This is a genomic window from Streptacidiphilus sp. P02-A3a, assembly GCF_014084105.1.
GTDB lineage: Bacteria > Actinomycetota > Actinomycetes > Streptomycetales > Streptomycetaceae > Streptacidiphilus.
This window is the reverse complement of record NZ_CP048289.1, coordinates 6,331,625-6,354,437: the sequence shown is the minus strand read 5'-3', so window position 1 is coordinate 6,354,437 and position 22,813 is coordinate 6,331,625. Positions and strand designations below refer to the sequence as shown.

Genomic DNA, 22,813 nt, shown 5'->3' with positions numbered 1-22,813 from the left:
GCCTCCGACGGTGATGTGGCTGTCCTCGGTGCTCTCGGTCGCCGCGCGGCCGACGCGGGTCACGCCGCTGCCCCCCTGGCCGCGTCCACGATCCGGGCCGCCACCAGCGGGGCGGCGGCGAAGCCGCTGCCGCCGCAGGCCGCGCGCGACCAGACGGCGGGGCCCACCCGGGCCAGGTGCGCGCCGCCGGTGGCGGCGTCGGTCGCGTAGTGGCAGGCCCGGACCGCGACCACGGTGTAGCTGTCCAGCTCCGGCAGTACCGCCGACTCGGCCAGCCGCTCGGCCCAGGGCGCCTGGTCCTCGTCCGCGCAGTCCGTGTCGGCCGCCTCGCGGCGGACCGCGTCGGAGCTGATCTTCAGCAGCGTGCCGTCCACCGGCGGCAGCACCCAGGCCCGCCCGTCCGTGCCCAGGCCCCCGGCCGCGGGCGCGGTCCGCCACCAGCGCGCCAGCCGCCGCGGCGGGCGCAGGTAGACCATGGTCTGCCGGTGCAGCTCCACCGGGTGCTCGACCAGCTCGCGGGACCACGGCCCGGCGGCGACCAGCACCAGGTCGCCGCCGAGGACGTCGCCGTCGGCGAGCTTGACCCGCCCGCTGTCGGCGGCCACCGAGGCCACCGCGCGGTACGGCCGCAGGGTCACCGCCGGATGCCCGGCCAGCCACCGGGCGGCAGCCCGCAGCACCCGCTCCGCCAGCAGCACCCCGGCCTGCGCCTCGCGCAGGCCGACCGACCCGGTGGGGAAGCCCAGGTGCGGCAGTGCCGCCGGTTCGACCGGCCGGACCGCCACCCCGGCGTCGGCCGCCGAGGCGGTCACCGCCGCCAGCCGCTCCCGGGGCCACGCGGTGACCACGCCCACCCGCCGGTAGAAGCGGGCGCCCAGCACCGGCTCCAGCTCCCGCCACCGGCGGTGGGCGCCGACCAGCCGCCGGGTGGCGTCCGGGTCGCCCGGCACCAGCGTCCGGATGGCCCGGTGCTGGTCGTAGGAGCTCGACTCCGGGTTGGGGATCGGGCCCCGGTCCAGCACCGTCACCCGGTGCCCCGCGAGCGCGCACTCGACGGCGGTCAGCAGCCCGGTGATCCCGGCACCGACGATGACCACCCGCGCCGGGGCGGCGGCCGTTGTCACCGCACGGCCTCGGCCAGCCGGGGCAGGGACACCGGGGTGACCTCGGTGGCGTGCGGCACCGCCGGGACGGCGGTGTCCGGCAGGGCCCGCGCGGCCAGGTCGATCAGCAGCGGCGCCGCGCAGCGCAGGAAGACCTCCACCTCGTGGCAGAAGTCACCGGCGTCGTCCGCCGTCACCTCCCACTGGTCCAGCCGGGCCAGCTGCTCGGTCAGCGTGAAGGCGGCCGCGGTCAGGCTGAAGCGGCGTGCGTCGTAGGCCCCGGCGAAACGTTCCAGCAGGCGCGCGGCGGCCGCCCGGGACCGCCCGGACACCGGCAGCGGGCCCGCGCCGGTCCAGGCGTCTACCTTGTCCGCGACCCGGTTCCACGGCTGCACCAGCCGCGACCCGGTCACGCTGGTCATCGCCGCGCGGGTGAAGTTGGTGCGCTGGAAGTCCGGTCCGGTGGCGGCGAGGTAGAAGCGGATCAGGTCCCTCGGCACCTCGGCGGCCAGCTCCCGGCCGCTCACCACGTGGCCGCGGCTGCTGGAGAACTTGTCGTTGTCCAGCTCGTAGAACTCGTTGGTGACGAAGTGCTCGGGCAGCGCGTAGCCGCCCAGCGCCAGCAGCATCGCCACGCCGACCACCGCGAAGGCGAAACCGGCGTCCGAGCCGAAGAAGTACACCACCTTGGCGCCGGCCTCGGTGGACCACAACTCGTCCTGCCCGGACGGCACCTCGCCGCGCTGCTCGGCGGCGAGGGTGGTGCAGTGCATGCTCCAGGCGATGGTCTCGGCATCGGCGTAGAGCACCTGCCCGGGGGTCTCCGGGAACGGCGCCGGGATGCCCCAGGCGATCGGCAGGGTGATCGGGTACTCGGGCAGCGGGGCGGCCAGCAGCTCCTCGATCAGCCGGGCCAGCCGGGGCCGCATGGTCGCGCTCTGCCGGGCGAAGTACTCCGTCAGCGCGGCCCGGTACTCCTCCAGCGGCAGCACCAGCACCTGCTGCTCACGCAGTTCCACCGGCTCGTCCGGGTGCAGGGTCGAGCGCGGGTCGATCAGCTCGCCGGACGCGATCCAGTGGCCGCAGTTCTCGCAGAGCCCGGCGCAGCCCACGGCCAGGCAGACCGGGCAGCCGCCGCGCACGTAGGCGTCGGTCAGGAACTCCTCGGTGCGGGCCAGGTACGGGAAGGTCATCGCCCGCAACCGGAGCTTGCCCAGCCGGTGCAGGCGGCCGAAGAAGTCGCGCACCGCCGACACGTACCGGTCGTCGAAGCGGACGAACCCGTCCGCGTCGATGCCCACCGCCGCCAGGGTCTCCTCCACCTGCCCGGCCGAGCGGGTCCGCAGCTCCTCCGGCGGCAGGCCCAGCCGCCAGGCGGTGGTGACGATGTAGTTCTGGGTGAAGTGCACGCCGGTGCCGAAGAGCACGTCGCGACCGGCGGCACGGGCGTACCTGGCGCACACGTCCGCGCTCAGGAAGGGACCGGCCAGGTGGCCGAGGTGCAGATCGCCGTTCGCGGTCGGGCCGGGGGCGATCACCAGCGTGCGCTCCATCAGCTGATCCTCTGTTCGGGGGTGGTGCGGCGGGTGAGGAGGTCGGTGAGGATGTCGTTGGAGCGTTGGGCGAGGACGCTGATGAGGGAGTCGGCGATGCCGTGGGTGGCTTCGTTGACGCCTTGGAGGTAGACGGCGGCTTTGGCGGGGCCGAGGTCGAGGCGGTAGTTGCGGTTGACGGTGATGTCGGTGGTGCCGGTGTGGGTGGCGAGGTTGCGGATGATGGTGGGCATGCGGGTGTCGTAGCCGGTGCCGAGGAGGATGAGGTCGCAGGTGAGGGGTGCGGTTTTGCCGGTTTTGCGGTCGTGGAGTTCGAGGGTGATGCGGTTGTTTTCTTCGCGGGCGTCGGTGATTTCGGTCATGGGGATGACTTCGGAGCGGGTGGTGCCGGTGAGGCGGTTTTGGTAGAGCATCATGTAGAGCTCGTCGAGGAAGGGGGGTGCGAGGCCTGCGTAGTTGGTGAGTCTCATTTCGTCGAGGATTTGGGCGCGCATGTCGGGTGGGCTGTCGTGGAATTCGTCGACGAAGGAGGGGAAGAAGAGCTCGTTGACGAATTTGCTGGTTTGGTAGTTTTGGAGTCCGATGGAGCGGACGAGCATGGTGATGTGGCTGTTGGGGAGGTTGTCGTGGAGTGCGTAGAACATTTCGGCGGCGCTTTGGGCTCCGCCGACGACGACGGCGTGGAGGGGTTGGTCGCGGTTGATGGTGTTGATGCGGGTGCGGTAGTGGCTGCTGTGGATGAGGCGTTCGGGGGGGAGGTTGGCGAAGACGGGGGGGATGTGGGGGTCGCGTCCGCCGCCGATGACGAGGTCGCGGGCGTGGATGGTGTCGCCGTTGGTGAGGGTGACGTTCCAGGCTTTGGGGGTGCCGTCGTGGTCGGGTTCGGGGGTGATGGTGGTGGCGCGGGAGTCGTATTGGATGGTGACGTGGTGGAGGTTGTGGGCTACCCATTGGAGGTAGTCGGAGAATTCCCAGCGGAGGGGGTGGAAGGTGCCGAGGTTGACGAATTGGTCGAGTCGGCCCTGGTCGTGGAGGAAGTTGAGGAAGGTGAAGCGGCTGCGGGGGTTGCGGAGGGTGACGAGGTCTTTGAGGAAGGAGACCTGGCTGCGGGCCCAGGGCATGAGCAGGTCGCGTTGCCATTTGATGTCGGGTGCTTGTTCGAGCAGCAGGGTGTTGTCGGCCAGTTCGGTCGAGCCGCTTTCTTCGATGGCGGCGGCCAGGGCCAGGTTCGCTGGTCCCGCGCCGATGGCCAGGACGCCGACCTCGCGGTCAGTCACAATTACCCCCTCGGATACACTGCGGTGGGCCCACGGACGGACGGCGCGGACGCGAGGTCAGTTGCCGTGCGATTCTTCGCCGGTGGGGTCACTGCTCCGGAACATCGCCGAGTGACGTAATGGAGGCTAGGGAGCCGCCGTTCCCGGTCGGTAGGGGCGCCTTTCCCGACGGCCGGGGAAAAACTGACGCGACCCCGGCCGCCACCCCGTGGCCGTTCTCCCGACCCCGGGCCATCCCCCCAGCTCAGCCCGCGGGCGACCGCCGCCGGACGCGCGGCGCGTCCGCGTCCGGCAGCCCCGGGCCGTCGGCCGGGAGGGCGCCTTCGGCCACCGGCGTCACCTGGCGCACACTCAGCGCGGCGGCCGGCGCGACCGCGCCGCCGACCAGCGGCACCGCGGCCGGACCGACGCCGGACAGGGCGAGCCCGCCGCCGACCGCCACGCCGAGGAACTGCGCCGAGAAGCGCGGCCCCACTTCCGGGTGCTCCGCGCATGCGGGCCGCTGCTGCGGACCCACCAGGGCCAGTGGCAGAGCGCGCGACCGCGCGCCGAGGAGTTCCAGCAGCGCTTCCCGGGGCTGCTCCGGGCGGTGCTGGACAACGTCGACCGCGCGGCCTGACCCGCGGGCCGCGCGGTCGGGGGCGGCCCCCGGGTCAGCGACCGGCCGGGAGCAGGTGCCGCTCGGCGATCCGCCGCCCCAGGGACTCCAGCAGCGTCGCCGCCTCGGCGATGGAGCGCCGGGGGTCGGCCTCCAGCGCGCTCAGCGGGTAGCAGGCGGTGAAGCCCGCGGCCGCGACCTGCTCCGGGGTCAGTTCCAGCCGTCCGCAGACCGCGACCACCGGGACGCCGTGGCGGCCGGCCCGGCGGGCCACGCCCACGGGCGCCTTGCCGTGCAGGCTCTGGGCGTCCAGCGAGCCCTCGCCGGTGACCACCAGGGTGGCCTCGCGCAGCCGGTCGTCGATGCCCGCCGCGTCGAGCACCACGTCGATCCCCGGGCGGCGGCGCGCGCCCAGGCAGGCCAGCGCCCCGTAACCGGCGCCCCCGGCCGCGCCCGCGCCGGGCAGCGATGCGGCGGCCCCGGCCCCGGGGACCCCGGCCCGGGTCAGCACCCGCACCAGCCGGGCCAGTCCGGCCTCCAGTTGGGCGACCTCCGCCGGGTCGGCGCCCTTCTGCGGACCGAACAGGGCGGCGGCCCCGTCGTCGCCCAGCAGCGGGCTGCCCACGTCGGTGGCCAGGACCAGCTCGGTGTCGGCCAGGCGCGGGTCGAGTCCGGTCAGGTCGGCGTGCGCGAGCGCGCCGAGCGCGCCCCCGCCGTCCGGCAGCGGTCGCCCCTCGGCGTCACTGAACCGCGCGCCCAGGGCGCTGAGCAGGCCGGTTCCGCCGTCCGTGCAGGCGCTGCCGCCCAGGCCGAGGACGATGCCGCGGGCGCCCGCGTCCAGGGCCGCCCGGATCAGCTCGCCGGTGCCCCGGCTGCTCGCCAGCAGCGGGGCCCGGACCCCGGGCGGCAGCAGCGCCAGCCCCGAGGCCTGGGCGAGTTCCACCACGGCGGTCCCGTCGCGCAGCGCGTAGCGGGCCCGCACCGGGCGGCCGGTGGGACCGGTGGCGGTGGCGGTGTGCCGCCGGAAGCCGCAGTGGACCAGCGCGTCCACCGTGCCCTCGCCGCCGTCGGCCACCGGCAGGCTGCTCACCCGCAGCCCGGGCAGCACCCGGCGCAGTCCGGCCGACAGCCGGTCGGCCACGCCGGGGGCGTCCAGCGAGCCCTTGAACTTGTCCGGGGCAAGCAGAACCTGATGGTCCGTCATTGGCTGGAAAGCCTTGCGGAGAAATCACGATGACGTGCCGTCAGTTCGCTGAGCGTCTGCTCGCCGGGGGTGTCCCAGATCTCCTGGTTGAAGATCTCGACCTCGGTGAAGCCCCGGTATCCGGCCGCGTGCACGGCGTCGGCCAGCCGGGGCAGGTCGATCCGGCCGTCGCCGACGTGTCCGCGCCCGAGCAGGACGTCGGCGGGCAGCGGCAGCACCCAGTCACAGACCTGGAAGGAGGCGATCCGTGAGCCCGCCCGGGCGATCTGCCGGTCGAGCTGCGGGTCCCACCAGACGTGGTAGGCGTCCACCACCACGCCCACGGCGTCGTCGTCGGCCGACTCCTCGGCGATGTCAAGCGCCTGGCCGAGGGTGGAGACCACCGCCCGGTCGGCGCAGAACATCGGGTGCAGCGGCTCGATCGCCAGCCGGACCCCGTGCTGCCGGGCGTGCGGCAGCAGCGCGGCGATCCCGTCGACCACCATCCGCCGGGCCCCGGGCAGGTCGTTGCTGCCCTCCGGCAGGCCGCCGCAGACCAGGATCAGCGTGTCGGTGCCGACGGTGGCGGCCTCCTCGACCGCCCGGCGGTTGTCCTCCAGCGCCGCCGCGCGTCCGGCGGCGTCCGGCGCGGTGAAGAACCCGCCCCGGCACAGGCTGGTGACGGTCAGTCCGGCGTCGCGGACCAGCCGCGCGGCCCGCTCCGCACCGGCCTCGGCCACCCGGTCGCGCCACAGCCCGATCCCCGGGACGCCCGCCGCCACGCAACCGGCGACCGCCTCGGCCAGGCTCCACCGCTTGGTGGTGGCGGTGTTCAGCGAGAGCCGTTCCAGGCCCGGTGCGCCGGTCATCGGGGGTATCCGTTCGCGGTGAGGAAGGCGCGCATGCGCGCGGTGGCCAGCTCGGGGTCGGGTAGCGCCCCGGCCTCGGCGGCGAGGCGGAAGAGCAGCGACAGGTGCTCGACCGACCGGTGCCGCTGGGCGTCCCCGATCATGGTGAAGTGGTCCTGGTGCCCGGCCAGATGGGCCAGGAAGACCACGCCGGTCTTGTAGAACCGGGTGGGCGCCGCGAACAGGTGCCGGGCCAGCGGCAGCGTCGGCTCCAGGACCGCCCGGTAGGCCTCGGTGTCGCCCGCGTCCAGCGCGGCCAGTGCCGCCGCGGCGTGCGCGGCGAGCGGGTCGAACGCCCCGAGCAGGGCGTGGCTGAAGCCCCGCGCGTCGCCGAGGATCAGCTCCGGGTAGTTGAAGTCGTCACCGGTGTACAGCCGGACGCCCTCGGGCAGCGCGCGCCGCAGCGCGACCTCGCGCTCGGCGTCCAGCAGCGACACCTTGATGCCGTCGATCCCGGCAGCGTGGTCGCGGATCAGCGCCAGCACGCTCTCGGCCGCGCGGTCCAGGTCCGCGGAGCCCCAGTAGCCCTCCAGGGCCGGGTCGAAGGCGGTGCCGAGCCAGTGCAGGATCACCGGGCGCTCGGTCCGCGCCAGCACCCGGCCGTAGACCTCGGCGTAGTCCTCGGGCCCCGCGGCGGTGGCCGCCAGGGCCCGGCTCGCCATCAGCACCACCTGCGCCCCGGCCTGCTCGACCACGGCGACCTGCTCCTCGTAGGCGTCGCCGATCTGCTTCAGCGTGGGCGCCGCCAGGGTGAGTTGGTCGGTGCCCGCGCCGCAGGCCAGGGCGCCCCCGGCGGCCCGGGCCGCGGCGCCGCTGCGGGCGATCAGCTCCCTGGTGGTCGGCCAGTCCAGGCCGGCGCCGCGCTGGGCGGTGTCCATGGCGTCGGCCACCCCCAGGCCCAGGGACCACAGGTGCTGCCGGAAGGCCAGCGTGGTGTCCCAGTCCACCGCCGAGGAGTCATGCTGATGGGGCGTCACATGGGCTGCGGCGAAGACGGTTCGACTGCTCGCCGGGGCAGCGGCGGTGGGCAGCGGCGGCGGTTCGGGGACGGTGTAGTCGCGGGTCCCCTCGGGGAGCGGCAGTTGGATCTGCGGGGGCATGGCGGGCCTCGGCGGGTTCGATGGAACGACGGTATGGGGAACGGACGGTGACGCTGACTCAGATCCCCAGCGGAGGGACCTCGACCCGGCGCCCCAGTCGGGCCGACTCCAGGGCCAGCTCGGCGAGCTGCACGCCCTTGGCGCCCTCCGCCAGGTCGTGCCGGAACGGCTCGTCGGCGACGACGTGGGCCAGGAACAGCTCCCACTGGGCCTTGAAGCCGTTGTCGAACTCGGTGTTGTCGGGGACCTGCTGCCACTGCTCGCGGAACGGCTCGGTGGCGGCCAGATCCGGGTTCCAGACCGGCTTGGGCGTGGCCGCGCGGTGCTGGAAGCGGCAGTTGCGCAGCCCGGCGACGGCGCTGCCCTCGGTGCCGTCCACCTGGAACTCGACCAGCTCGTCACGGTCCACCCGGACCGTCCAGGAGGAGTTGACCTGGGCGACGATCCCGCAGTCGAGCTCGAAGATGCCGTAGGCCGCGTCGTCGGCGGTGGCCGGGTACGCCGTGCCGCGCTCGTCGCGGCGCTCCGGGATGTGGGTGGCGGTGTGGGCGTAGACCGAGCGGATCGGCGCGAAGGTCTGCTCCAGCACGTACTGCCAGTGCGGGAACATGTCCAGCACGATGCCGCCGCCGTCCTGGGCGCGGTAGTTCCACGAGGGGCGCTGCGCCTGCTGCCAGTCGCCCTCGAACACCCAGTAGCCGAACTCGCCGCGCACGGACAGGATCCGGCCGAAGAAGCCGCCGTCGACCAGCCGCTTCAGCTTGAGCAGTCCGGGCAGGAAGAGCTTGTCCTGGACCACGCCGTTCTTCACCCCGGCCGCGCGGGCCAGCCGGACCAGGTCCAGCGCGCCCTCCAGCGACTCGGCGGTGGGCTTCTCGGTGTAGATGTGCTTTCCGGCGTTCATCGCGGCCTTCAGCGACTCCTCGCGGACCTGGGTGAGCTGGGCGTCGAAGTAGATCTCGGCGCCGGGATCGGCCAGCGCGGCGTCCAGGTCGGTGGTCCACCGGTCCAGTCCGTGGCGCTCGGCCAGGGTCTTCAGCTTCTCCTCGTCGCGGCCGACCAGGATCGGTTCGGGCCACACCACCGTGCCGTCGGCGAGGGTGAGACCGCCCTGTTCGCGGATGGCCAGGATCGAGCGGACCAGGTGCTGCCGGTAGCCCATGCGTCCGGTGACGCCGTTCATGATGATGCCGATGGACCTGCGGGCCATGTGTGTCGGCCCCTTTCCGAGGAGGTGGCGGGAGGTGGGTGCGTGGTGGCGCGGTGCTGGAAAGCGCTTTCCAATGGGTAGGTTACGAGCATGGCGAACGCAGGGTCAAGGAGTCGGGCCGACCGCTCGACCGGAGCGGTCACGTTGCAGCAGGTCGCGCGGCAGGCCGGGGTCTCGCTGGCGACCGCCTCCCGCGCGCTGCACGGCGCGGGCGGCCGATCGGTCGGTGAGGAGCTGCGCCGCCGGGTGGAGGCCGCCGCGGCGGAGCTGAACTACGTCTCCAACGGCCCCGCGCAGGCGCTGGCCAGCGCCACCGCCAACGTGGTCGGGCTGATCGTGCACGACGTCGCCGACCCGTACTTCGCGGCGATCGCGGCGGGGGCGATGCGGGTCGCCCGCGAGCAGCGGCTGATGGTGATGATCTCGGCGACCTTCCGTGAGCCCGGCCTGGAGCTCCAGTACCTGCGCGGACTGCGTGCGCAGCGGGCCCGCGCGGTGGTGCTGGCGGGCAGCGGCGCGGCCGGGGCGGCCGACGCCGACCGGCTGGCCGCGGAGATCGCGGGCTTCCAGGAGGAGGGCGGCCGGGTCGTCTGCATCGGCGACCGGGGCGGTGAGCTGGACACCGTGGCACCGGACAACCGGGGCGGCGCGGCCTCGGCGGTGCGCGCCCTGTGGGAGCGGGGCCACCGGCGGATCGGCGTGGTGGCCGGGCCGCCGGAGCTGACCACCGTCAGCGACCGGCTGGACGGCGTCCGCCAGGCGCTGCGCGAGCTCGGCGGGGCGCTCCCGGCCGAGCGCCTGGTCGCGGCGGACTTCACCCGCGAGGGCGGGCGCGCCGCCACCCGGCGGCTGTTCGCCCAGGACCCGGCCACCACCGCGGTCCTGGCCCTGAACGACGTCATGGCCAGCGGGGTCCTCGCCGCGCTGCGGCAGGACCTCGGCCTGAGCGTGCCCGGGCAGGTCTCCGTGGTCGGCTTCGACGACGTCCCGTACGCGGCGGATCTGCGGCCCGCGCTCAGCACCGTCCGGCTGCCGCTGGCGGCGGCGGGGGCGGCGGCGGTCCGGCTGATCCTGGACGAGCCGGTGGCCGGCCCCCGGCGGATCCGGCTGGACGCCGAACTGGTGCTCCGCGACAGCACCGGACCGGCGTCCTGAGCCGACCCGCCCGCCCGGTCGGCCGTGGCCGGCCGCTCCCGTCCGGTCAGCCGGACGGGAGCGTGGTCCGCAACCGGTACCGCTCCCCGCTGTACTCGACGGTCGACAGCAGCAGTGGCCGCTGCTCGCGGCCGTAGACCGCCTGGTCGAGCACGAGCACCGGGGCGCCCGGCGCGATGCCCAGGTGTCCGGCGAGCACGGCGTCGGCGCCGCGGGCCTCGATGGTCGCCTCGGAGCGGTCCGGTTCGAGGCCCCGGGCGCGCAACTCCTCGAACAACGAGGCCGAGCCGAAGTCGACCCGGTCGAGCCCCGGCGCGAGCTCCGCCGGGAGCAGCGTGCGGTCCACGGCGATCCGCACGTCGTCGAGCAGCCGGACCCGGTCCAGGTGGAACACCGGGGTGCCTGCCGCGACGGCGAGCCGGTCGGCCTGGTCGAGCGAGGCCGGGGCGACCTCCTGCCGCAGCACCAGCGAACCGGGCCGCAGTTGCTTGCGCCGGGCGGTGGCGGTGAAGGACTCCAGGTCGTTCGGCCAGTCCCGGGACGTCCCGGGGGAGGCCAGGAACCAGCCCCGGCCGTGCGAGGCGGTCGCCACGCCCCGGTCCACCAGGTGCGCCAGCGCCTTGCGCAGCGTGATCCGGGAGATCCCGAGTCGGGCGCAGAGCTCCCGCTCGGGCGGCAGCCGGGCTCCGGCGGACAGTCCGCGCCGTCCGATGTCCTCCAGGATCACGGCGGCGGCCTGCTCCCACAGCGGTTCCGGGCCGGAGTCACGCCGGACGGTACGGGCGGGCGCGGCGTCGTCGGGCACGGACAGGGCCTCCGGGGCTGGATGAACGGATGATCCGGAGCTTGAACGTATCACTGCATACCACTGTTGACCACTTGGCTACCACTGCATACCTTTAGGGTCGCACCCGGCACTCACCCCTCCAGCCGTGGGCAGCGAACGAAAGGAAACCACCGCCATGTCAGGCACCCGGATCCCATTTCTCACGGGCCAGGCGAACCAGCCGCAGGCCCTGGAGCGTGTCGTCGCCACCCTGCGGCGGCAGCTCGACGCGGCCTCCGCCGAGCCGCTGCGCCGCGCCCGGCGCCCGCTGTTCACGGGTATCGGCGCCTCGTACGCCGCGCTGGCGGTACCGGTCCAACTGCTGCGCGACCACGGGGTGGTCAGCCAGCGGGTGCTGGCCAGCGAGATCGTGGCGGGGACCGCCGGGTTCGACGTGGACCTGCTGGTCGGCGTGTCGCAGGGCGGACGCAGCTCGGAGACCGTGGCCGCGTTCCAGCGGGCGGGCGCGGCCCGACTGCCCCGGGCGGCGCTGCTCAACGTCACCGACTCGCCGCTGGGCGGCCTCGCGGAGACGGTCCTCGACCTCGGCAACGAGCCCGACTCCTACGCCTCCACCATCGGCTTCACCGGGACGGTGGTGGCCCTGGACCTGATCGCCGGGGCGATCGCCGGGCGGGCGGCGGCGGACGACCCCTGGTCCGGCATCGCCGAATCGGTGCGGGCGGTGCGCGCCCGGGCGGCGGAGGTGGTCGCCGGGCTGCGGGAACGCGCCGCGCGCTGCGTCGCGGCCGACGTCGTCGCCGCGGGCGCGTCCCGGGCCTCGGCGGAGGAGGGCGCGCTGCTGCTGCGCGAGGTGGTGCGGATGCCCGCGAGCGCCGGGGTCACCCGCAACTACCTGCACGGCGAGATGGAGTCGGCCGGCGGCACCCTGCACCTGGTCCTCGGCGACGGCCGCGAGGTGGAACTCGCCCGCTCGCTGGCCGCCGCCGGGCACCTGACGCTGCTGGTCACCACGGGCGCGGTCGAACCCGCGGCGCGACTCGGCGTGGTCCGGCTGCCGGAGGCGGCGGCCGCCGCGCGGGTGGTGCTGGAGACCGTGGTCGTCCAGGAGCTGGTGGTGGCGCTGAGCGAGGAGCGCGGCGTGCCGATCGAGACCTTCGTCTTCGCCAACGCCGACACCAAGGAGGGCGGCGTCGACCAGGCGGACTTCACCCCGGTCGCGGACCACTGACGGGTCCCGGCGGCCCCGGGCCCGACCGCCGCCCGGCCCCGGCGCGGCGGCCGGGCCCGGGGTCAGCCGGCGATGCGGTCCAGGGCGCGGTCGATCGCGGTGTGCACCGCGCCGAGCAGCGTGGCGTGGTCGCCGAGCGCGCCCACGGTCACCTCGGTGTCCCAGGCGAGTTCCTGGACGGTGCGGCGGACCTCCGGCACGACCAGCTGGTTCTGCCCGACACCGCCGCCGAGCACGATCAGGCCCGGGTCGATCACCGACAGCACCGCCACCGCCAGACCGCCGATGTCGCGGGCGTGCTGGTCGACCAACTGCCGGGCGGTGGCGTCGCCCTGGGCGGCGGCGTCGAAGAGGGCCTGGGCGTCCTGCGGCGCGGGCCCCCGACGGGCGGGCCAGGCCGCCGCGCAACGCCGCATCAGCGCGTCCGAGCCCAGGTACTCCTCCAGTCCGGCGCGCCGGGGCGCCAGGCCGGGGGCCCAGGGGAACGGCCCCATGGCCACCTCGCCGGCCGCGCCGTGGGCGCCCCGCAGCAGCCGGTGGCCGACCACGATGCCGACGCCGATCTTCACCCCGATCTGCAGGTAGGCGAACATCTCCCGGTCGCGGGCGACGCCGATCCGGTGCTCCGCCAGTGCCGCGCAGTTGACGTTGTTCTCCACGATCACCGGTACGTCGGCGGGTACCGGCAGCTGCGTCGCCAGCTGCTGGACGCCGTCCAGCAGCTGGTTGGCTCCGGAGTTCCGGGTCGGCAGCGTGGGCAGCGTCGGCGCGGCGATCACCACGGCGAGCAGCGGGCCGTTGCTGTCGCCGACATCGGCGCGGACCCGCTCGGTCAGCTTCCGGGCCGCGCTGGAGGCCGCCTCGGTGACGTTCAGGTTGTGCCGCGGCAGTGCCTCGGTCCGGGCCGCGATCTGCCCGCCGTCGAGGCTGTGCGCGGCCACCTGGAGCCGGGTCGCGCCGACCTCGATGCCCAGCACGTGCCCGGCCGCCGGTGCCACCGAGTACAGCACCGCGCTGCGCCCGGTGGGTCCGCGCGAGGTGCCCCGGCTCTCGACCAGGTCCAGTTTCAGCAGGTCCGAGACCGCCACCGACATGGTGACCTTGGACAGGCCCAGGGCCTCGCCGAGGGCGGGCCGGCTCGCCGGGTCTCCCAGCGCCAGCGCGCGCAGCACCGCGCGGGCACTGTCGGTCAGTTCATAGCGCTCCGTGGTCGGCGCCGTGCTCATTCGCTACCCCTCCGTCGGCGAGCCGCCAAGTAATCGCAATGTTACTCGGCTGACCTTGTCGCCCTACCGCTACTTAGTTAACCTGGCGAACGTCCAGACCGCCTGGGGTGCCCCCCGCTAGGGTGCGGGCCTCCAGTTGGGTCACCGTGCAGAGTCCACATTATGCCTTCTTGAGCTGTAGAAAGTGCTGATTGGGCAGTGTTGGGGCTCGGTCGGCGAGGTAAGTGCCGACCTGTGGCGTTGTCGGCATCTGAGAACTGAGAGTTCGGTGAAAGATCTTATGCGGCTCCCCGAAGCCCAACGAGCCCCCGCCGCGGCAGCGGTGGTGGGCATCGACATCGGCGGTACCAAGACCCATCTCGCGATCACCCGCCCCGGGGCCGCGGTCCAGGAGCGCACCGTCGCCACCTCCGGCTGGCGCACCAGGTCGCCGGAGCGGGACGCCGCCGCGCTGGCCGGGCTGGTCCGCGAGCACTTCGGGGAGCCCGCACTGGACCTGCCGCTCGGCGTCGGCGCGCACGGCTGTGACAGCACCGAGCAGTGCCGGGTCCTGGAACGGGCGCTGGCGGCCCGGACCAACGGCCCGGTCCGGGTGGTCAACGACGCCGAGCTCATGCCCTGGTCGATGGGGGTGCCCGGGGGCATCGGCGTGGTCTCCGGCACCGGGGCGATCGCGGTCGCCCGCGATCCGCGGGGCGAACTGGTGACCTGCGGCGGCTGGGGCTGGATGCTCGGCGACGAGGGCGGTGCCTCCGGCCTGGTGCGCGAGGCGACCAAGGCGGTGCTGGCCGAGCTGGACACCGGCCGGACCGGGGACCCGCTGGTGCCGCGGCTGCTGGCGGCCCTCGGCGCCGGTGACGGCCCGGAACTCGCGATGGCGCTGACCCTGTCCAACTCGGCCGACGCCTGGGGCAGCCACGCGGGGGAGGTGTTCGCCGCCGCCGACGAGGGGTCGGCGGTCGCCCTGCGGGTGGTCGACCAGGCCGCGGACCACCTCGCGCTGCTGGTCCAGCGGCTGTTGCAGCGCGGGATCGACGCCGACCAGGTGGTCGCCGGGGGAGCGGTGGTGCAGTCGCAGGAGCGGCTGCGCACCCGTTTCGTCGAACTGCTGGCGGCGCGCCGCCCCGAGCTGACCGTCACCGTCCTGGACCGGCCACCGGTCACCGGCGCCCTGGCCCTGGCCGCGGCGTCCACGAACTCCCGCCCTTCCCGCACCGATTCGTCGAGCAGCACGGAGACGCACCCATGAACCTGTCCCGGCTCAGCACCCCCCAGGACCTCGGTCGGCCCACCCGCCGCGGCTTCCTCATCGGCGGCCTGGCCGTCGGCGCCACCGCCGCGCTCTCGGCCTGTAGCGTCACCGGCGTCTCCGCCCCCAAGGGCAGCGCGGGCAAGGGCACCGGCACCCTCAACGTGCTGTTCATGCAGCAGGCCGGCTACAGCACCGCCGACATCGACGCGATGACGGCCGGCTTCCAGAAGCAGCACCCCGGGATCAAGGTCGTGCCCGCCTTCGTGGCGTACGAGGCGCTGCACGACAAGATCGTCACCGCCGCCGCCGCGGGCACCTACGACGTGGTGCTGATCGACGTGATCTGGCCCGCCGAGTTCGCCGAGAAGTCCATCGTCGCCGACGTCACCGCGCGCTACCCGGCGGCCTGGCGGCAGTCGATGCTCGCCGGCGGCCTCACCACCGCCGAGTACCAGGACAAGTTCTACGGCGTGCCCTGGGGCATGGACACCAAGTTCTTCTACTACAACCGGGCGCTGCTGGCGAAGGCCGGTGTCGACCCCGGCAGCCTGGGCACCTGGAGCGGGGTGCTGGACGCCGCCCGCGCGCTGAAGCGCACCGGCACCGTGCAGTACCCGCTGGCCTGGAGCTGGTCCCAGGCCGAGGCCATCATGTGCGACTACACGCAGCTCGTGGGCGCGTTCGGCGGCAGCTTCCTGGACGCCTCGGGCCGGCTCGCGGTCAACCAGGGCGGCGCCGTCGAAGCGCTGAGCTGGATGCGGCAGACCCTGGTCGACGGCCTGAGCAACCCCGCGTCCACCACCTTCCTGGAGCAGGACGTCGAGAAGACGATGAACAACGGCCAGGCCGCGATGGGCCTGAACTGGACCTACTACCTGGGCTCGTCGAACACCCCGGCCAACTCCAAGGTGGTCGGCCAGGTCGAGTGCGTGCAGACCCCGGCCGGGCCGAGCGGCAAGCGCCCCGGCGTCAACGGCGCGATGGCGCTCGCCATCTCGGCGGGCAGCAAGAACCAGGACGCCGCCTGGACCTACCTCGAATGGCTCACCAGCCAGGCCCAGACCGACCCCTACGCCGCCGACGCGCTGCCGGTCTGGCGGGCCTCGTACACCGACCCGGCGGTGACCCGGGTCGCCCCGGAGACCTTCACCGCCGCCGCCGAGCAGCTCGACGACCTGATCGTGCGCCCGCAGGTGGTCAACTACAACGCCATCTCCAAGAACCTCCAGGTCGAGCTGCAGAACGCGCTGCTCGGCAACAAGACGCCGCAACAGGCCCTGGACGACGCGGTCAAGGCCTCGGCACCGCTGATGGCGAGCTGACCCGTGGCCCTCACCCAGCACCGATCCGCCGGAAAGACGGGCGAGCGCGCGGCACCCGTCCGCAAGCCCCGGCGCCCCGCCTCCCAGGGCAGGCTCGCGGCACTCCTGCTGCTGCCCTCCGCCGTCGTCGTCTTCGGCATCATCCTTTACCCCATCGGCCGCACCGTGCTGATCTCGTTCTTCGACGTCAACAGCGCGGTGGCCGGCTCGACCCCGTTCGTCGGGCTGCACAACTACACCGCCATCTTCAGCGACAGCGACTTCTGGTCGTCGATGGGACGGACCGTCTACTTCACGGTCCTCTCCACCGCCCTGGAGCTCCTCTTCGGCCTCGGCCTGGCGCTGCTGATGGAGCAGAAGCTGCGGATGCGCTGGCTGTTCCGAGCCGTGGTGGTGCTGCCCTGGGCACTGCCCACGGTGGTCAACGGCGCCATGTGGCGCGGCGTGCTCAACGCCCAGTACGGCTCGCTGAACGCGCTGCTGACGCAACTGCACCTGACCTCCGCCTACCACTCCTGGCTGGGCACCCCCACCAGCGCGCTGAACATGCTGGTGCTCGCCGACGTCTGGAAGACCACCCCGCTGGTGGCGTTCTTCCTGCTCACCGGTCTCCAGTCGATACCGAAGGAGATCTACGAGAGCGCCCGGGTCGACGGAGCCGGACCGGTGCGCGCCTTCTGGTCGATCACCGCGCCGCTGCTGATCCCCAGCGTGTCCGTGGTCCTGGTGCTGCGCACCATCGACGCCTTCAAGGTGTTCGACCTCGTCTATGTCCTCACCGGCGGCGGACCCGCCAACGGCACCCAGACCATCGCCTACTACACGTACGTCCAGGCGTTCTCCGACCAGCGGTTCGGATTCGGTTCGGCGCTCGCCGACGTGATCGTGGTCTGCATCCTCCTGCTCTGCGCGGTGTACCTGCGCGCACTGCGCCGCAACGAGACGAGCCTGATGTGAAACCCGGCAAGCGGTTCCAGATCTTCACCCACTGCGCGGCCCTGCTGGTCGCCGCCGTCATCCTGGCCCCGTTCGCCTGGATGGTCACCGCCAGCGTCACGCCCCCGGCGGCGCTGACCGCCCGGCCCTACCGGTGGATACCGAGCCACCTGGACTTCAGCCGCTACAGCGCGATCTTCAGCGGCAGCGGCCAGGACGTGGCCGGGGCCTTCCGCAAGTCGATCATCAACTCCACCGTGGTCGCCAGCGGAACCGTCATCATCTCGATGGCGGTGGGCATCCTGGGCGCGTACGCCTTCGCGATGCTCCGGTTCCGGTTCCGACGGGCCACCATGATGGTCTTCCTGGCCACCTACATGCTGCCGCCGATCGCGCTGCTGGTGCCGCTCTACCTGACCATGAGCGCGCTGGGGCTGCTGGACACCGACCTCGGCCTGATCATCATCTACTGCTCCTACGTCACCCCCTTCGTGCTGTGGATCCTGAGCAACTACTTCCTCAGCATCCCGGCCGAGTTGGAGGAGGCGGCCCGGGTGGACGGCTGCTCGCGGATGGGCGCGCTGTTCCGGGTGATCCTGCCCGCCGCCCGACCCGGCCTCTTCGCCACCATCATGTTCGCCTTCATCCTGGCCTGGGACGAGTTCCTGTACGCGTTGATCTTCACCTCCACCAACGCCAAGACCATCCCGGTGGCCATCGCCGACTTCACCGGCCGCTACAGCACCGACTTCGGACTGGTCGCGGCGGGCGGCCTGATCGCCTCGGTGCCGCCGGTGCTGTTGGCCGTCGCCTTCCAGCGCTTCGTCGTCGGCGGTCTTTCGGCGGGCGCCGTCAAGGGCTGACCGCCCCGGGCCGGTGCCCCGCGCCACCACCCGCACACCTTCTGGGAAAGCGCTTACCTACCTCCTTGGGAGCCACGTATGGACAAGCACCAGCACCCCTGGGCCGACTGCGTCTTCGTCGACGGCCGGTTCCAGCCGCCGCTGGACGGCGGCCGGTCGGACATCCGCGACAAGTCCACCGACGAGGTGTTCGCCACGGCGGGCGACGCCTCGGCGGCCGACGTCGACGCGGCCGCCGCCTCGGCGGTCACCGCCCAGCGCGACTGGGCCGCCCGCGGCCACGGCGAGCGCGCGGCCGTGCTGCGGCGGGTCGCGGCGGCCCTGGAGAGCGCCACCGGGCTGGTCGAACTGATCATGCGGGAGACCGGCTGCGTCGCCGGGAAGGCCGAGTACGAGATCTCGGCGGCGGTCGACGAGCTCACCGAGGCCGCGGCGCTGGCGTCGCGGCCGGTGGGGGAGGTGCTGCGGACCAGCCACCCCGGGCGCTCCTCGGTCTGTGAGCGGGTACCGGTCGGCCTGGTCGCGGTGATCACGCCGTGGAACTTCCCGCTGGTACTGGGCATGCGGGTGATCGCGCCCGCGCTGGCGCTGGGCAACGCCGTGCTGCTCAAGCCCTCGCCGGAGACCCCCGGCAGCGGCGGCCTCGCCATCGCCGAGCTCTTCGCCCGGGCCGGGGCGCCCGCGGGCATCCTCCAGGTGCTGCCCGGCGGGGAGCGGGTCGGCCGTCGGCTGGTCGAGCACCCGGACGTGGCGATGGTCCACTTCACCGGCTCGACCACGGTCGGCCGGGAGATCGCCCGTACCGCCGGGTCGCTGCTCAAGAGGACCTCGCTGGAGCTCGGCGGCAACAACGCGCTGCTGGTGCTGGACGACGCAGACGTCGACCAGGCCGCGATGATCGGGGCCTGGTCCAGCTTCCACTACCAGGGGCAGACCTGCATCAGCGCCGGACGGCACATCGTGGACCGCCGGGTCGCCGAGGCGTACCTGCGCAACCTGACCGACCGGGCGGCGGCCATCACCGTCGGCGACCCGCTGCGGCAGCGGACCGGGCTCGGTCCGATCATCAACGACGCGCAACTGGCCCGGGCCCGGCGGCTGCTGGACGAGGCGGTGGCGGGCGGCGCCCGGGTGCTCACCGGCGGCACCAACGACGGCCGGTTCTTCCGCCCCACCGTCGTCGTCGACGTGGACCCCGCCTCCGCGCTGTGGACCGAGGAGATCTTCGCGCCGATCGCGCCGGTCGCGGTCGTCGACGGCGCCGAACAGGCCGTGGCCCTCGCCAACGACACCCGGTACGGACTGGTCTGCTCCGTCCTCGGCGCCGACGTGCACCGGGCCGCGGCCGTCGCCGAGCGGCTGACCTGCGCCATGGTGCACGTCAACGACGCCACCCCGCAGGACGAGGCGCTGGCGCCGTTCGGCGGGATCGGCGACTCCGGCCTCGGCGGCCGGGCCGGCGGCGACGCCAACCTCGACGAGTTCACCGAGCGCCGCTGGCGCACGGTCACCGGCACCCCGGTCCACTACCCGTACTGACCGCACCGACCGCACGCACTCACCACAGGGATGACCCACCGCACGAACCAGGAGCGCCGACATGCAAGGAGACCACAGATGACCGACAGCCCGAGAGGGACCGGCGGCGAGCCGCTGCCCGGCGACGCACACCGGCTGCGCCGGGGTGCGTTGGGCCTGATCGACATCGCCGCCGCCACCATGGCCAACATCGGCCCGGCCATGAGCTTCTTCTTCGGCTTCGCCTTCCTCGCGGTCACCGCCGGGGTCGCCTCCCCGCTGACCATCCTGGTCGCCGGGATCGCGGTCGCGCTGCTGGGGAACACCCTCGCCCAGTTCTGCCGGGCGCTGCCCTCCACCGGCGGCTTCATCACCTACGTCGGCCGGACCTTCGGCCCGACCAGCGCGGTCACCACCGCGCTGGTCGCGGTGAGCGGGTACATCATCGCGATGTCCTCGATCATCGCGATCTCCGGCGGCTTCCTGTCCATCGCCGTTCAGCGCTACTTCCACGTCACCGTCCCCTGGGGGGTGTTGACCGTGGTCCTGACCGGCCTGGCGGTGCTGGTGATGACCCGGGGCGTGGCGGTCTCCACCAAGCTCGCCGGGTTCTTCTTCGCCTTCGAGATGCTGGTCCTGGTCGTCATCTCGGTGACCGTGATCGTCCAGCACGCCGGGCACCTGTCGCTGACCCCCTTCGAACCCTCGCGGATCCACGGCGGCTTCGCCGGTCTTGCCGCCGGATTCCCGCTGGCCGTCTACCTGTTCATCGGCTGGGAGAACTCCGCCGCGCTGGCCGAGGAGACCGACGACCCGCGCCGCAACGTGCCGCGCGCCGTGTTCTCCTCCATCGCCGTCATGGTGGTCAGCTACCTGCTCTTCGCCTACGCGACCGTGACCGGCTTCGGCTACGACGTCGGCCGACTCGGGCAGGCGGACATCCCGTTCGTCTCGGTGGCCGAGGGCACCGTGGGCGTGCTCGCCTGCTGCGCCTACCTGGCCGGGCTCACCTCGACCCTGGGCGCGCTGATCGCCGGGGTGAACGCCCAGGCCAGGTTGCTGTTCAACTCCGGCCGCGAGGGCCTGCTGCCGCGCTGGATCGGCCGAGTGCACCCGACCCGGCGCACCCCGGTCAACGCCACCCTGGTCTTCGTGGCGATCTCGCTGGTGGTGATCGGCGGCTGGGCGCTGGGCCACGTGCTCGGCGGTTCCACCGGGCACCTGGACGCCGTCACCTTCTTCTCCGAGTCGGGGACCATGGGCACCATCCCGGTGCTGGTGGTCTACCTGTTCACCAACCTGGCGCTGCCGGTGTACTACCGGCGGCACCGGCCACAGGAGTTCTCCGTGCTCCGGCACGGCGTGCTGCCGCTGGTCGGCGCGGCGGTGATCGTCGTGCCGCTGTACTACCTGGCCAAGTCGGGCCAGGACGCCCCCTACAACTGGTTCCCCTGGGCGTCGTTGGCCCTGGTCCTGCTGTCGCTGCTGTACGCCCGGGTACTGGTGCGGCGCGACCCCGGCATCGCCGACCGGATCGGCTCGCTGCTCGCCGACGACGGCCCGGTACCGATACCCGTGGCCGAACCCGCAATCCGCAACTCCACCGTCCCGCAAGGAGAGACGACGTGAACCACGCAGCTGTCCCGTCCGACCCGCGACCGCTCCATCCGCTCGACCCGGTCGCCGCCGCCGAGTTCGACGCCGGGCGGGCCGCCCTGGCCGAGCACGGCCTGCTCGGCGCGAACACCCGGTTCGCCTACTTCGGCCTCGACGAGCAGCCCAAGGACGCCGTGCTCGGGCACCGGCCGGGCGCCCCGGCGGCGCGGTCCCTGCGCGCGCTGCTGATCGACGTGGTCACCGGGGAGTCCGCCGACGTGGTGGTCTCGCTCAGTGACGGCACGATCACCTCTAAGCGCACCATCGACCCCGCCGTCGACGGCCAGGTCCCGATCCTGGAACAGGACTTCGTCCGCGCCGAGGAGATCGTGCACGCCGACGAGGGCTGGCGCGCGGCGATGGCCAGGCGCGGGCTCACCGACGTCTCCGCGATCCGCGCCTGCCCGCTGACCGCCGGGTGCTACGACCTGCCGGACGAGCGGGGGCGGCGGATCGTGCGGGTGCTGGCCTTCCACCAGACCGACCCGCTGGACCTCGCCTGGGCCCATCCGGTCGACGGCGTGGCCGCGTACGTCGATCTGGTCGAGGGACGAGTCCTCAGGCTGGTCGACGAGTTGGACCTGCCGGTGCCGGTGACCTCAGGCAACTACGACCTGCCCGAGGTCAGCGGGCCGCCCCGGACCGGGCTGCGTCCGATCGAGATCACCCAGCCGGAGGGGCCCAGCTTCACCCTCGACGGCAACGCCCTGGAGTGGCAGAACTGGTCCCTGCGGATCGGCTTCGACGCCCGCGAGGGTCTGACGCTACATCAGATAGCGTACGACCAGTGCGGCCGCCGTCGGCCGGTGATCTACCGCGCCTCGGTGCCGGAGATGGTCGTGCCCTACGGCGACCCCGGACCCACCCGGTACTGGCAGAACTACTTCGACAGCGGCGAGTACCTGATCGGCCGCCTGGCCAACTCGCTGGAGCTGGGCTGCGACTGCCTCGGCGAGATCCGCTACCTGGACGGCGTGGTCACCGACGACCACGGGCGGCCGCGGACCATCGGCAACGCCGTCTGCGTCCACGAGGAGGACGCCGGGATCCTCTGGAAGCACACCGACATCTTCAACGGCTCGGCGCAGACCCGCCGCCAACGGCGGCTGGTGATCTCCTCGTTCTCCACCGTCGGCAACTACGACTACGGCTTCTACTGGTACTTCTACCTCGACGGGACCATCGAGCTCGAAGTGAAGCTGACCGGCATCCTGTTCACCTCCGCCTACCGGGGCGCGGACTGGCCGTACGCCACCGAGGTCGCCCCCGGGCTCGGCGCGCCCGGCCACCAGCACCTGTTCAGCGCCCGGCTGGACATGACCGTCGACGGGCCGCGCAACTCGGTGGAGGAGATCGACGTGCACGGCTGTCCGGTGGGCCCGGACAACCCCTACGGCAACGCGATCACCCGCAGCATCACCCCGCTGCGGCGGGAGTCGGAGGCCGGCCGGGTCTGCGCGCCCGAGCGCGGTCGGGTCTGGCGGGTCGTCAACTCGGAAGTGACCAACGGACTCGGGCAGCCGGTCGGGTTCACCCTCTACCCGCAGGCCAACCCGACGCTGCTGGCCGACCCGTCCGCGCCGCTGTACGGCCGCGCCGGGTTCGCCACCCGGAACCTCTGGGTGACCCGGTACGACCCGGCGCACCGCTACCCGGCGGGGGACCTGGTCAACCAGCACCCCGGCGGCGCGGGCATCCCGGAGTTCACCGCCGGGGACCGGGAGTTGACCGACACCGACCTGGTGCTCTGGCACACCTTCGGGCCCACGCACTTCCCCCGGCCGGAGGACTGGCCGGTGATGCCGGTCGACCGCTGCGGCTTTACCCTGAAGCCCTCGGGCTTCTTCGACCGCAACCCGGCGCTCGACGTCCCGGCCCCGGCCCCGGCGCACTGCCACGCCGTGCCCCGGGACCGCTGAGCCGGAACCGCCGCCC

The 22,813-nt window shown here is 73.2% G+C and carries 20 protein-coding genes; 10 read left to right on the top strand and 10 right to left on the bottom strand.

Translation table 11 applies throughout. The features are described 5' to 3' along the window. Positions 1-59: 59 nt before the first annotated feature. From GXP74_RS27085 to GXP74_RS27070, 4 genes are all read right to left on the bottom strand, one after another. Positions 60-1,124, bottom strand: a complete 1,065-nt coding sequence (locus GXP74_RS27085; RefSeq protein ID WP_225448222.1) for an FAD-binding oxidoreductase — start codon at positions 1,122-1,124, stop codon at positions 60-62. After that, positions 1,121-2,656: a class I tRNA ligase family protein gene (locus tag GXP74_RS27080; protein WP_182453849.1), complete on the bottom strand. Its 1,536-nt coding sequence runs from the start codon at positions 2,654-2,656 to the stop codon at positions 1,121-1,123. The genes GXP74_RS27085 and GXP74_RS27080 overlap by 4 nt, the downstream gene beginning before the upstream one ends. Next, complete coding sequence (locus GXP74_RS27075; RefSeq protein ID WP_182453848.1) at positions 2,656-3,933, bottom strand: lysine N(6)-hydroxylase/L-ornithine N(5)-oxygenase family protein; 1,278 nt, start codon at positions 3,931-3,933, stop codon at positions 2,656-2,658. Before GXP74_RS27075 ends, GXP74_RS27080 begins: the two co-directional genes overlap by 1 nt. A gap of 244 nt (positions 3,934-4,177) precedes the next feature. After that, complete coding sequence (locus tag GXP74_RS27070) at positions 4,178-4,408, bottom strand: hypothetical protein (protein ID WP_182453847.1); 231 nt, start codon at positions 4,406-4,408, stop codon at positions 4,178-4,180. 6 nt (positions 4,409-4,414) lie between these two features. Here GXP74_RS27070 and GXP74_RS27065 point away from each other — a divergent pair, with 6 nt between their 5' ends. Next, the gene (locus GXP74_RS27065) at positions 4,415-4,552 is read left to right on the top strand and encodes a hypothetical protein (protein WP_182453846.1); all 138 of its coding nucleotides are present in this window, start codon (positions 4,415-4,417) and stop codon (positions 4,550-4,552) included. 34 nt (positions 4,553-4,586) lie between these two features. Here GXP74_RS27065 and GXP74_RS27060 read toward each other — a convergent pair whose 3' ends face one another. The 4 genes from GXP74_RS27060 to GXP74_RS27045 are packed head-to-tail and all read right to left on the bottom strand — an operon-like array spanning position 4,587 to position 8,932. After that, positions 4,587-5,735: a glycerate kinase gene (locus tag GXP74_RS27060; RefSeq protein ID WP_182453845.1), complete on the bottom strand. Its 1,149-nt coding sequence runs from the start codon at positions 5,733-5,735 to the stop codon at positions 4,587-4,589. After that, the gene (locus tag GXP74_RS27055) at positions 5,732-6,583 is read right to left on the bottom strand and encodes a sugar phosphate isomerase/epimerase (protein WP_182453844.1); all 852 of its coding nucleotides are present in this window, start codon (positions 6,581-6,583) and stop codon (positions 5,732-5,734) included. Before GXP74_RS27055 ends, GXP74_RS27060 begins: the two co-directional genes overlap by 4 nt. Next, complete coding sequence (locus GXP74_RS27050; protein WP_182453843.1) at positions 6,580-7,722, bottom strand: DUF993 family protein; 1,143 nt, start codon at positions 7,720-7,722, stop codon at positions 6,580-6,582. The genes GXP74_RS27055 and GXP74_RS27050 overlap by 4 nt, the downstream gene beginning before the upstream one ends. 58 nt (positions 7,723-7,780) lie before the next feature. After that, positions 7,781-8,932 (bottom strand): Gfo/Idh/MocA family protein, encoded by a 1,152-nt coding sequence (locus GXP74_RS27045; protein ID WP_182453842.1) that lies wholly within the window; start codon positions 8,930-8,932, stop codon positions 7,781-7,783. Positions 8,933-9,022: 90 nt separating this feature from the next. Between GXP74_RS27045 and GXP74_RS27040 the strand changes: the two genes are divergently transcribed. Beyond that, the gene (locus tag GXP74_RS27040) at positions 9,023-10,087 is read left to right on the top strand and encodes a LacI family DNA-binding transcriptional regulator (protein WP_182453841.1); all 1,065 of its coding nucleotides are present in this window, start codon (positions 9,023-9,025) and stop codon (positions 10,085-10,087) included. Between the two features lie 46 nt (positions 10,088-10,133). Here GXP74_RS27040 and GXP74_RS27035 read toward each other — a convergent pair whose 3' ends face one another. Further along, positions 10,134-10,892: a GntR family transcriptional regulator gene (locus tag GXP74_RS27035; protein ID WP_182453840.1), complete on the bottom strand. Its 759-nt coding sequence runs from the start codon at positions 10,890-10,892 to the stop codon at positions 10,134-10,136. Between the two features lie 157 nt (positions 10,893-11,049). Here GXP74_RS27035 and GXP74_RS27030 point away from each other — a divergent pair, with 157 nt between their 5' ends. Continuing rightward, on the top strand, positions 11,050-12,105 hold the full coding sequence (locus GXP74_RS27030) for an SIS domain-containing protein (RefSeq protein WP_182453839.1): 1,056 nt from the start codon (positions 11,050-11,052) through the stop codon (positions 12,103-12,105). 62 nt (positions 12,106-12,167) lie between these two features. Here GXP74_RS27030 and GXP74_RS27025 read toward each other — a convergent pair whose 3' ends face one another. Continuing rightward, positions 12,168-13,331, bottom strand: a complete 1,164-nt coding sequence (locus GXP74_RS27025) for an ROK family transcriptional regulator (protein ID WP_182453838.1) — start codon at positions 13,329-13,331, stop codon at positions 12,168-12,170. A gap of 280 nt (positions 13,332-13,611) precedes the next feature. Here GXP74_RS27025 and GXP74_RS27020 point away from each other — a divergent pair, with 280 nt between their 5' ends. The 7 genes from GXP74_RS27020 (at position 13,612) to GXP74_RS26990 (ending at position 22,797) form a co-directional block, all read left to right on the top strand. Continuing rightward, positions 13,612-14,580, top strand: coding sequence for an N-acetylglucosamine kinase (locus GXP74_RS27020; RefSeq protein ID WP_182453837.1), 969 nt, complete (start codon positions 13,612-13,614; stop codon positions 14,578-14,580). Next, positions 14,577-15,905 carry an extracellular solute-binding protein gene (locus GXP74_RS27015; protein ID WP_182453836.1) on the top strand — a complete coding sequence of 443 codons (1,329 nt, stop codon included), beginning with the start codon at positions 14,577-14,579 and terminating at the stop codon, positions 15,903-15,905. Before GXP74_RS27020 ends, GXP74_RS27015 begins: the two co-directional genes overlap by 4 nt. A 3-nt stretch (positions 15,906-15,908) precedes the next feature. Further along, a complete protein-coding gene (locus GXP74_RS27010) occupies positions 15,909-16,862 on the top strand; it encodes a carbohydrate ABC transporter permease (protein ID WP_182453835.1) in 954 nt (317 codons plus the stop codon). Next, positions 16,859-17,704, top strand: a complete 846-nt coding sequence (locus tag GXP74_RS27005; protein ID WP_182453834.1) for a carbohydrate ABC transporter permease — start codon at positions 16,859-16,861, stop codon at positions 17,702-17,704. Before GXP74_RS27010 ends, GXP74_RS27005 begins: the two co-directional genes overlap by 4 nt. Before the next feature lie 78 nt (positions 17,705-17,782). Next, entirely contained in the window at positions 17,783-19,243 is a 1,461-nt protein-coding gene (locus GXP74_RS27000; RefSeq protein WP_182453833.1) for an aldehyde dehydrogenase family protein, read from the top strand. A 78-nt stretch (positions 19,244-19,321) separates the two neighbouring features. Continuing rightward, positions 19,322-20,851, top strand: a complete 1,530-nt coding sequence (locus GXP74_RS26995) for an APC family permease (RefSeq protein ID WP_182453832.1) — start codon at positions 19,322-19,324, stop codon at positions 20,849-20,851. After that, complete coding sequence (locus GXP74_RS26990; protein WP_182453831.1) at positions 20,848-22,797, top strand: primary-amine oxidase; 1,950 nt, start codon at positions 20,848-20,850, stop codon at positions 22,795-22,797. The genes GXP74_RS26995 and GXP74_RS26990 overlap by 4 nt, the downstream gene beginning before the upstream one ends. Positions 22,798-22,813: the final 16 nt, after the last annotated feature.

Bases quoted from the DNA above. Each gene is read 5' to 3' on its own strand.
- GXP74_RS27080 (WP_182453849.1), bottom strand. From the start codon at position 2,656: ATGGAGCGCACGCTGGTGATCGCCCCCGGCCCGACCGCGAACGGCGAT.
- GXP74_RS27060 (WP_182453845.1), bottom strand. From the start codon at position 5,735: ATGACGGACCATCAGGTTCTGCTTGCCCCGGACAAGTTCAAGGGCTCG.
- GXP74_RS27055 (WP_182453844.1), bottom strand. From the start codon at position 6,583: ATGACCGGCGCACCGGGCCTGGAACGGCTCTCGCTGAACACCGCCACC.
- GXP74_RS27050 (WP_182453843.1), bottom strand. From the start codon at position 7,722: ATGCCCCCGCAGATCCAACTGCCGCTCCCCGAGGGGACCCGCGACTAC.
- GXP74_RS27045 (WP_182453842.1), bottom strand. From the start codon at position 8,932: ATGGCCCGCAGGTCCATCGGCATCATCATGAACGGCGTCACCGGACGC.
- GXP74_RS27040 (WP_182453841.1), top strand. From the start codon at position 9,023: ATGGCGAACGCAGGGTCAAGGAGTCGGGCCGACCGCTCGACCGGAGCG.
- GXP74_RS27030 (WP_182453839.1), top strand. From the start codon at position 11,050: ATGTCAGGCACCCGGATCCCATTTCTCACGGGCCAGGCGAACCAGCCG.
- GXP74_RS27025 (WP_182453838.1), bottom strand. From the start codon at position 13,331: ATGAGCACGGCGCCGACCACGGAGCGCTATGAACTGACCGACAGTGCC.
- GXP74_RS27020 (WP_182453837.1), top strand. From the start codon at position 13,612: ATGCGGCTCCCCGAAGCCCAACGAGCCCCCGCCGCGGCAGCGGTGGTG.
- GXP74_RS27015 (WP_182453836.1), top strand. From the start codon at position 14,577: ATGAACCTGTCCCGGCTCAGCACCCCCCAGGACCTCGGTCGGCCCACC.
- GXP74_RS27000 (WP_182453833.1), top strand. From the start codon at position 17,783: ATGGACAAGCACCAGCACCCCTGGGCCGACTGCGTCTTCGTCGACGGC.
- GXP74_RS26995 (WP_182453832.1), top strand. From the start codon at position 19,322: ATGACCGACAGCCCGAGAGGGACCGGCGGCGAGCCGCTGCCCGGCGAC.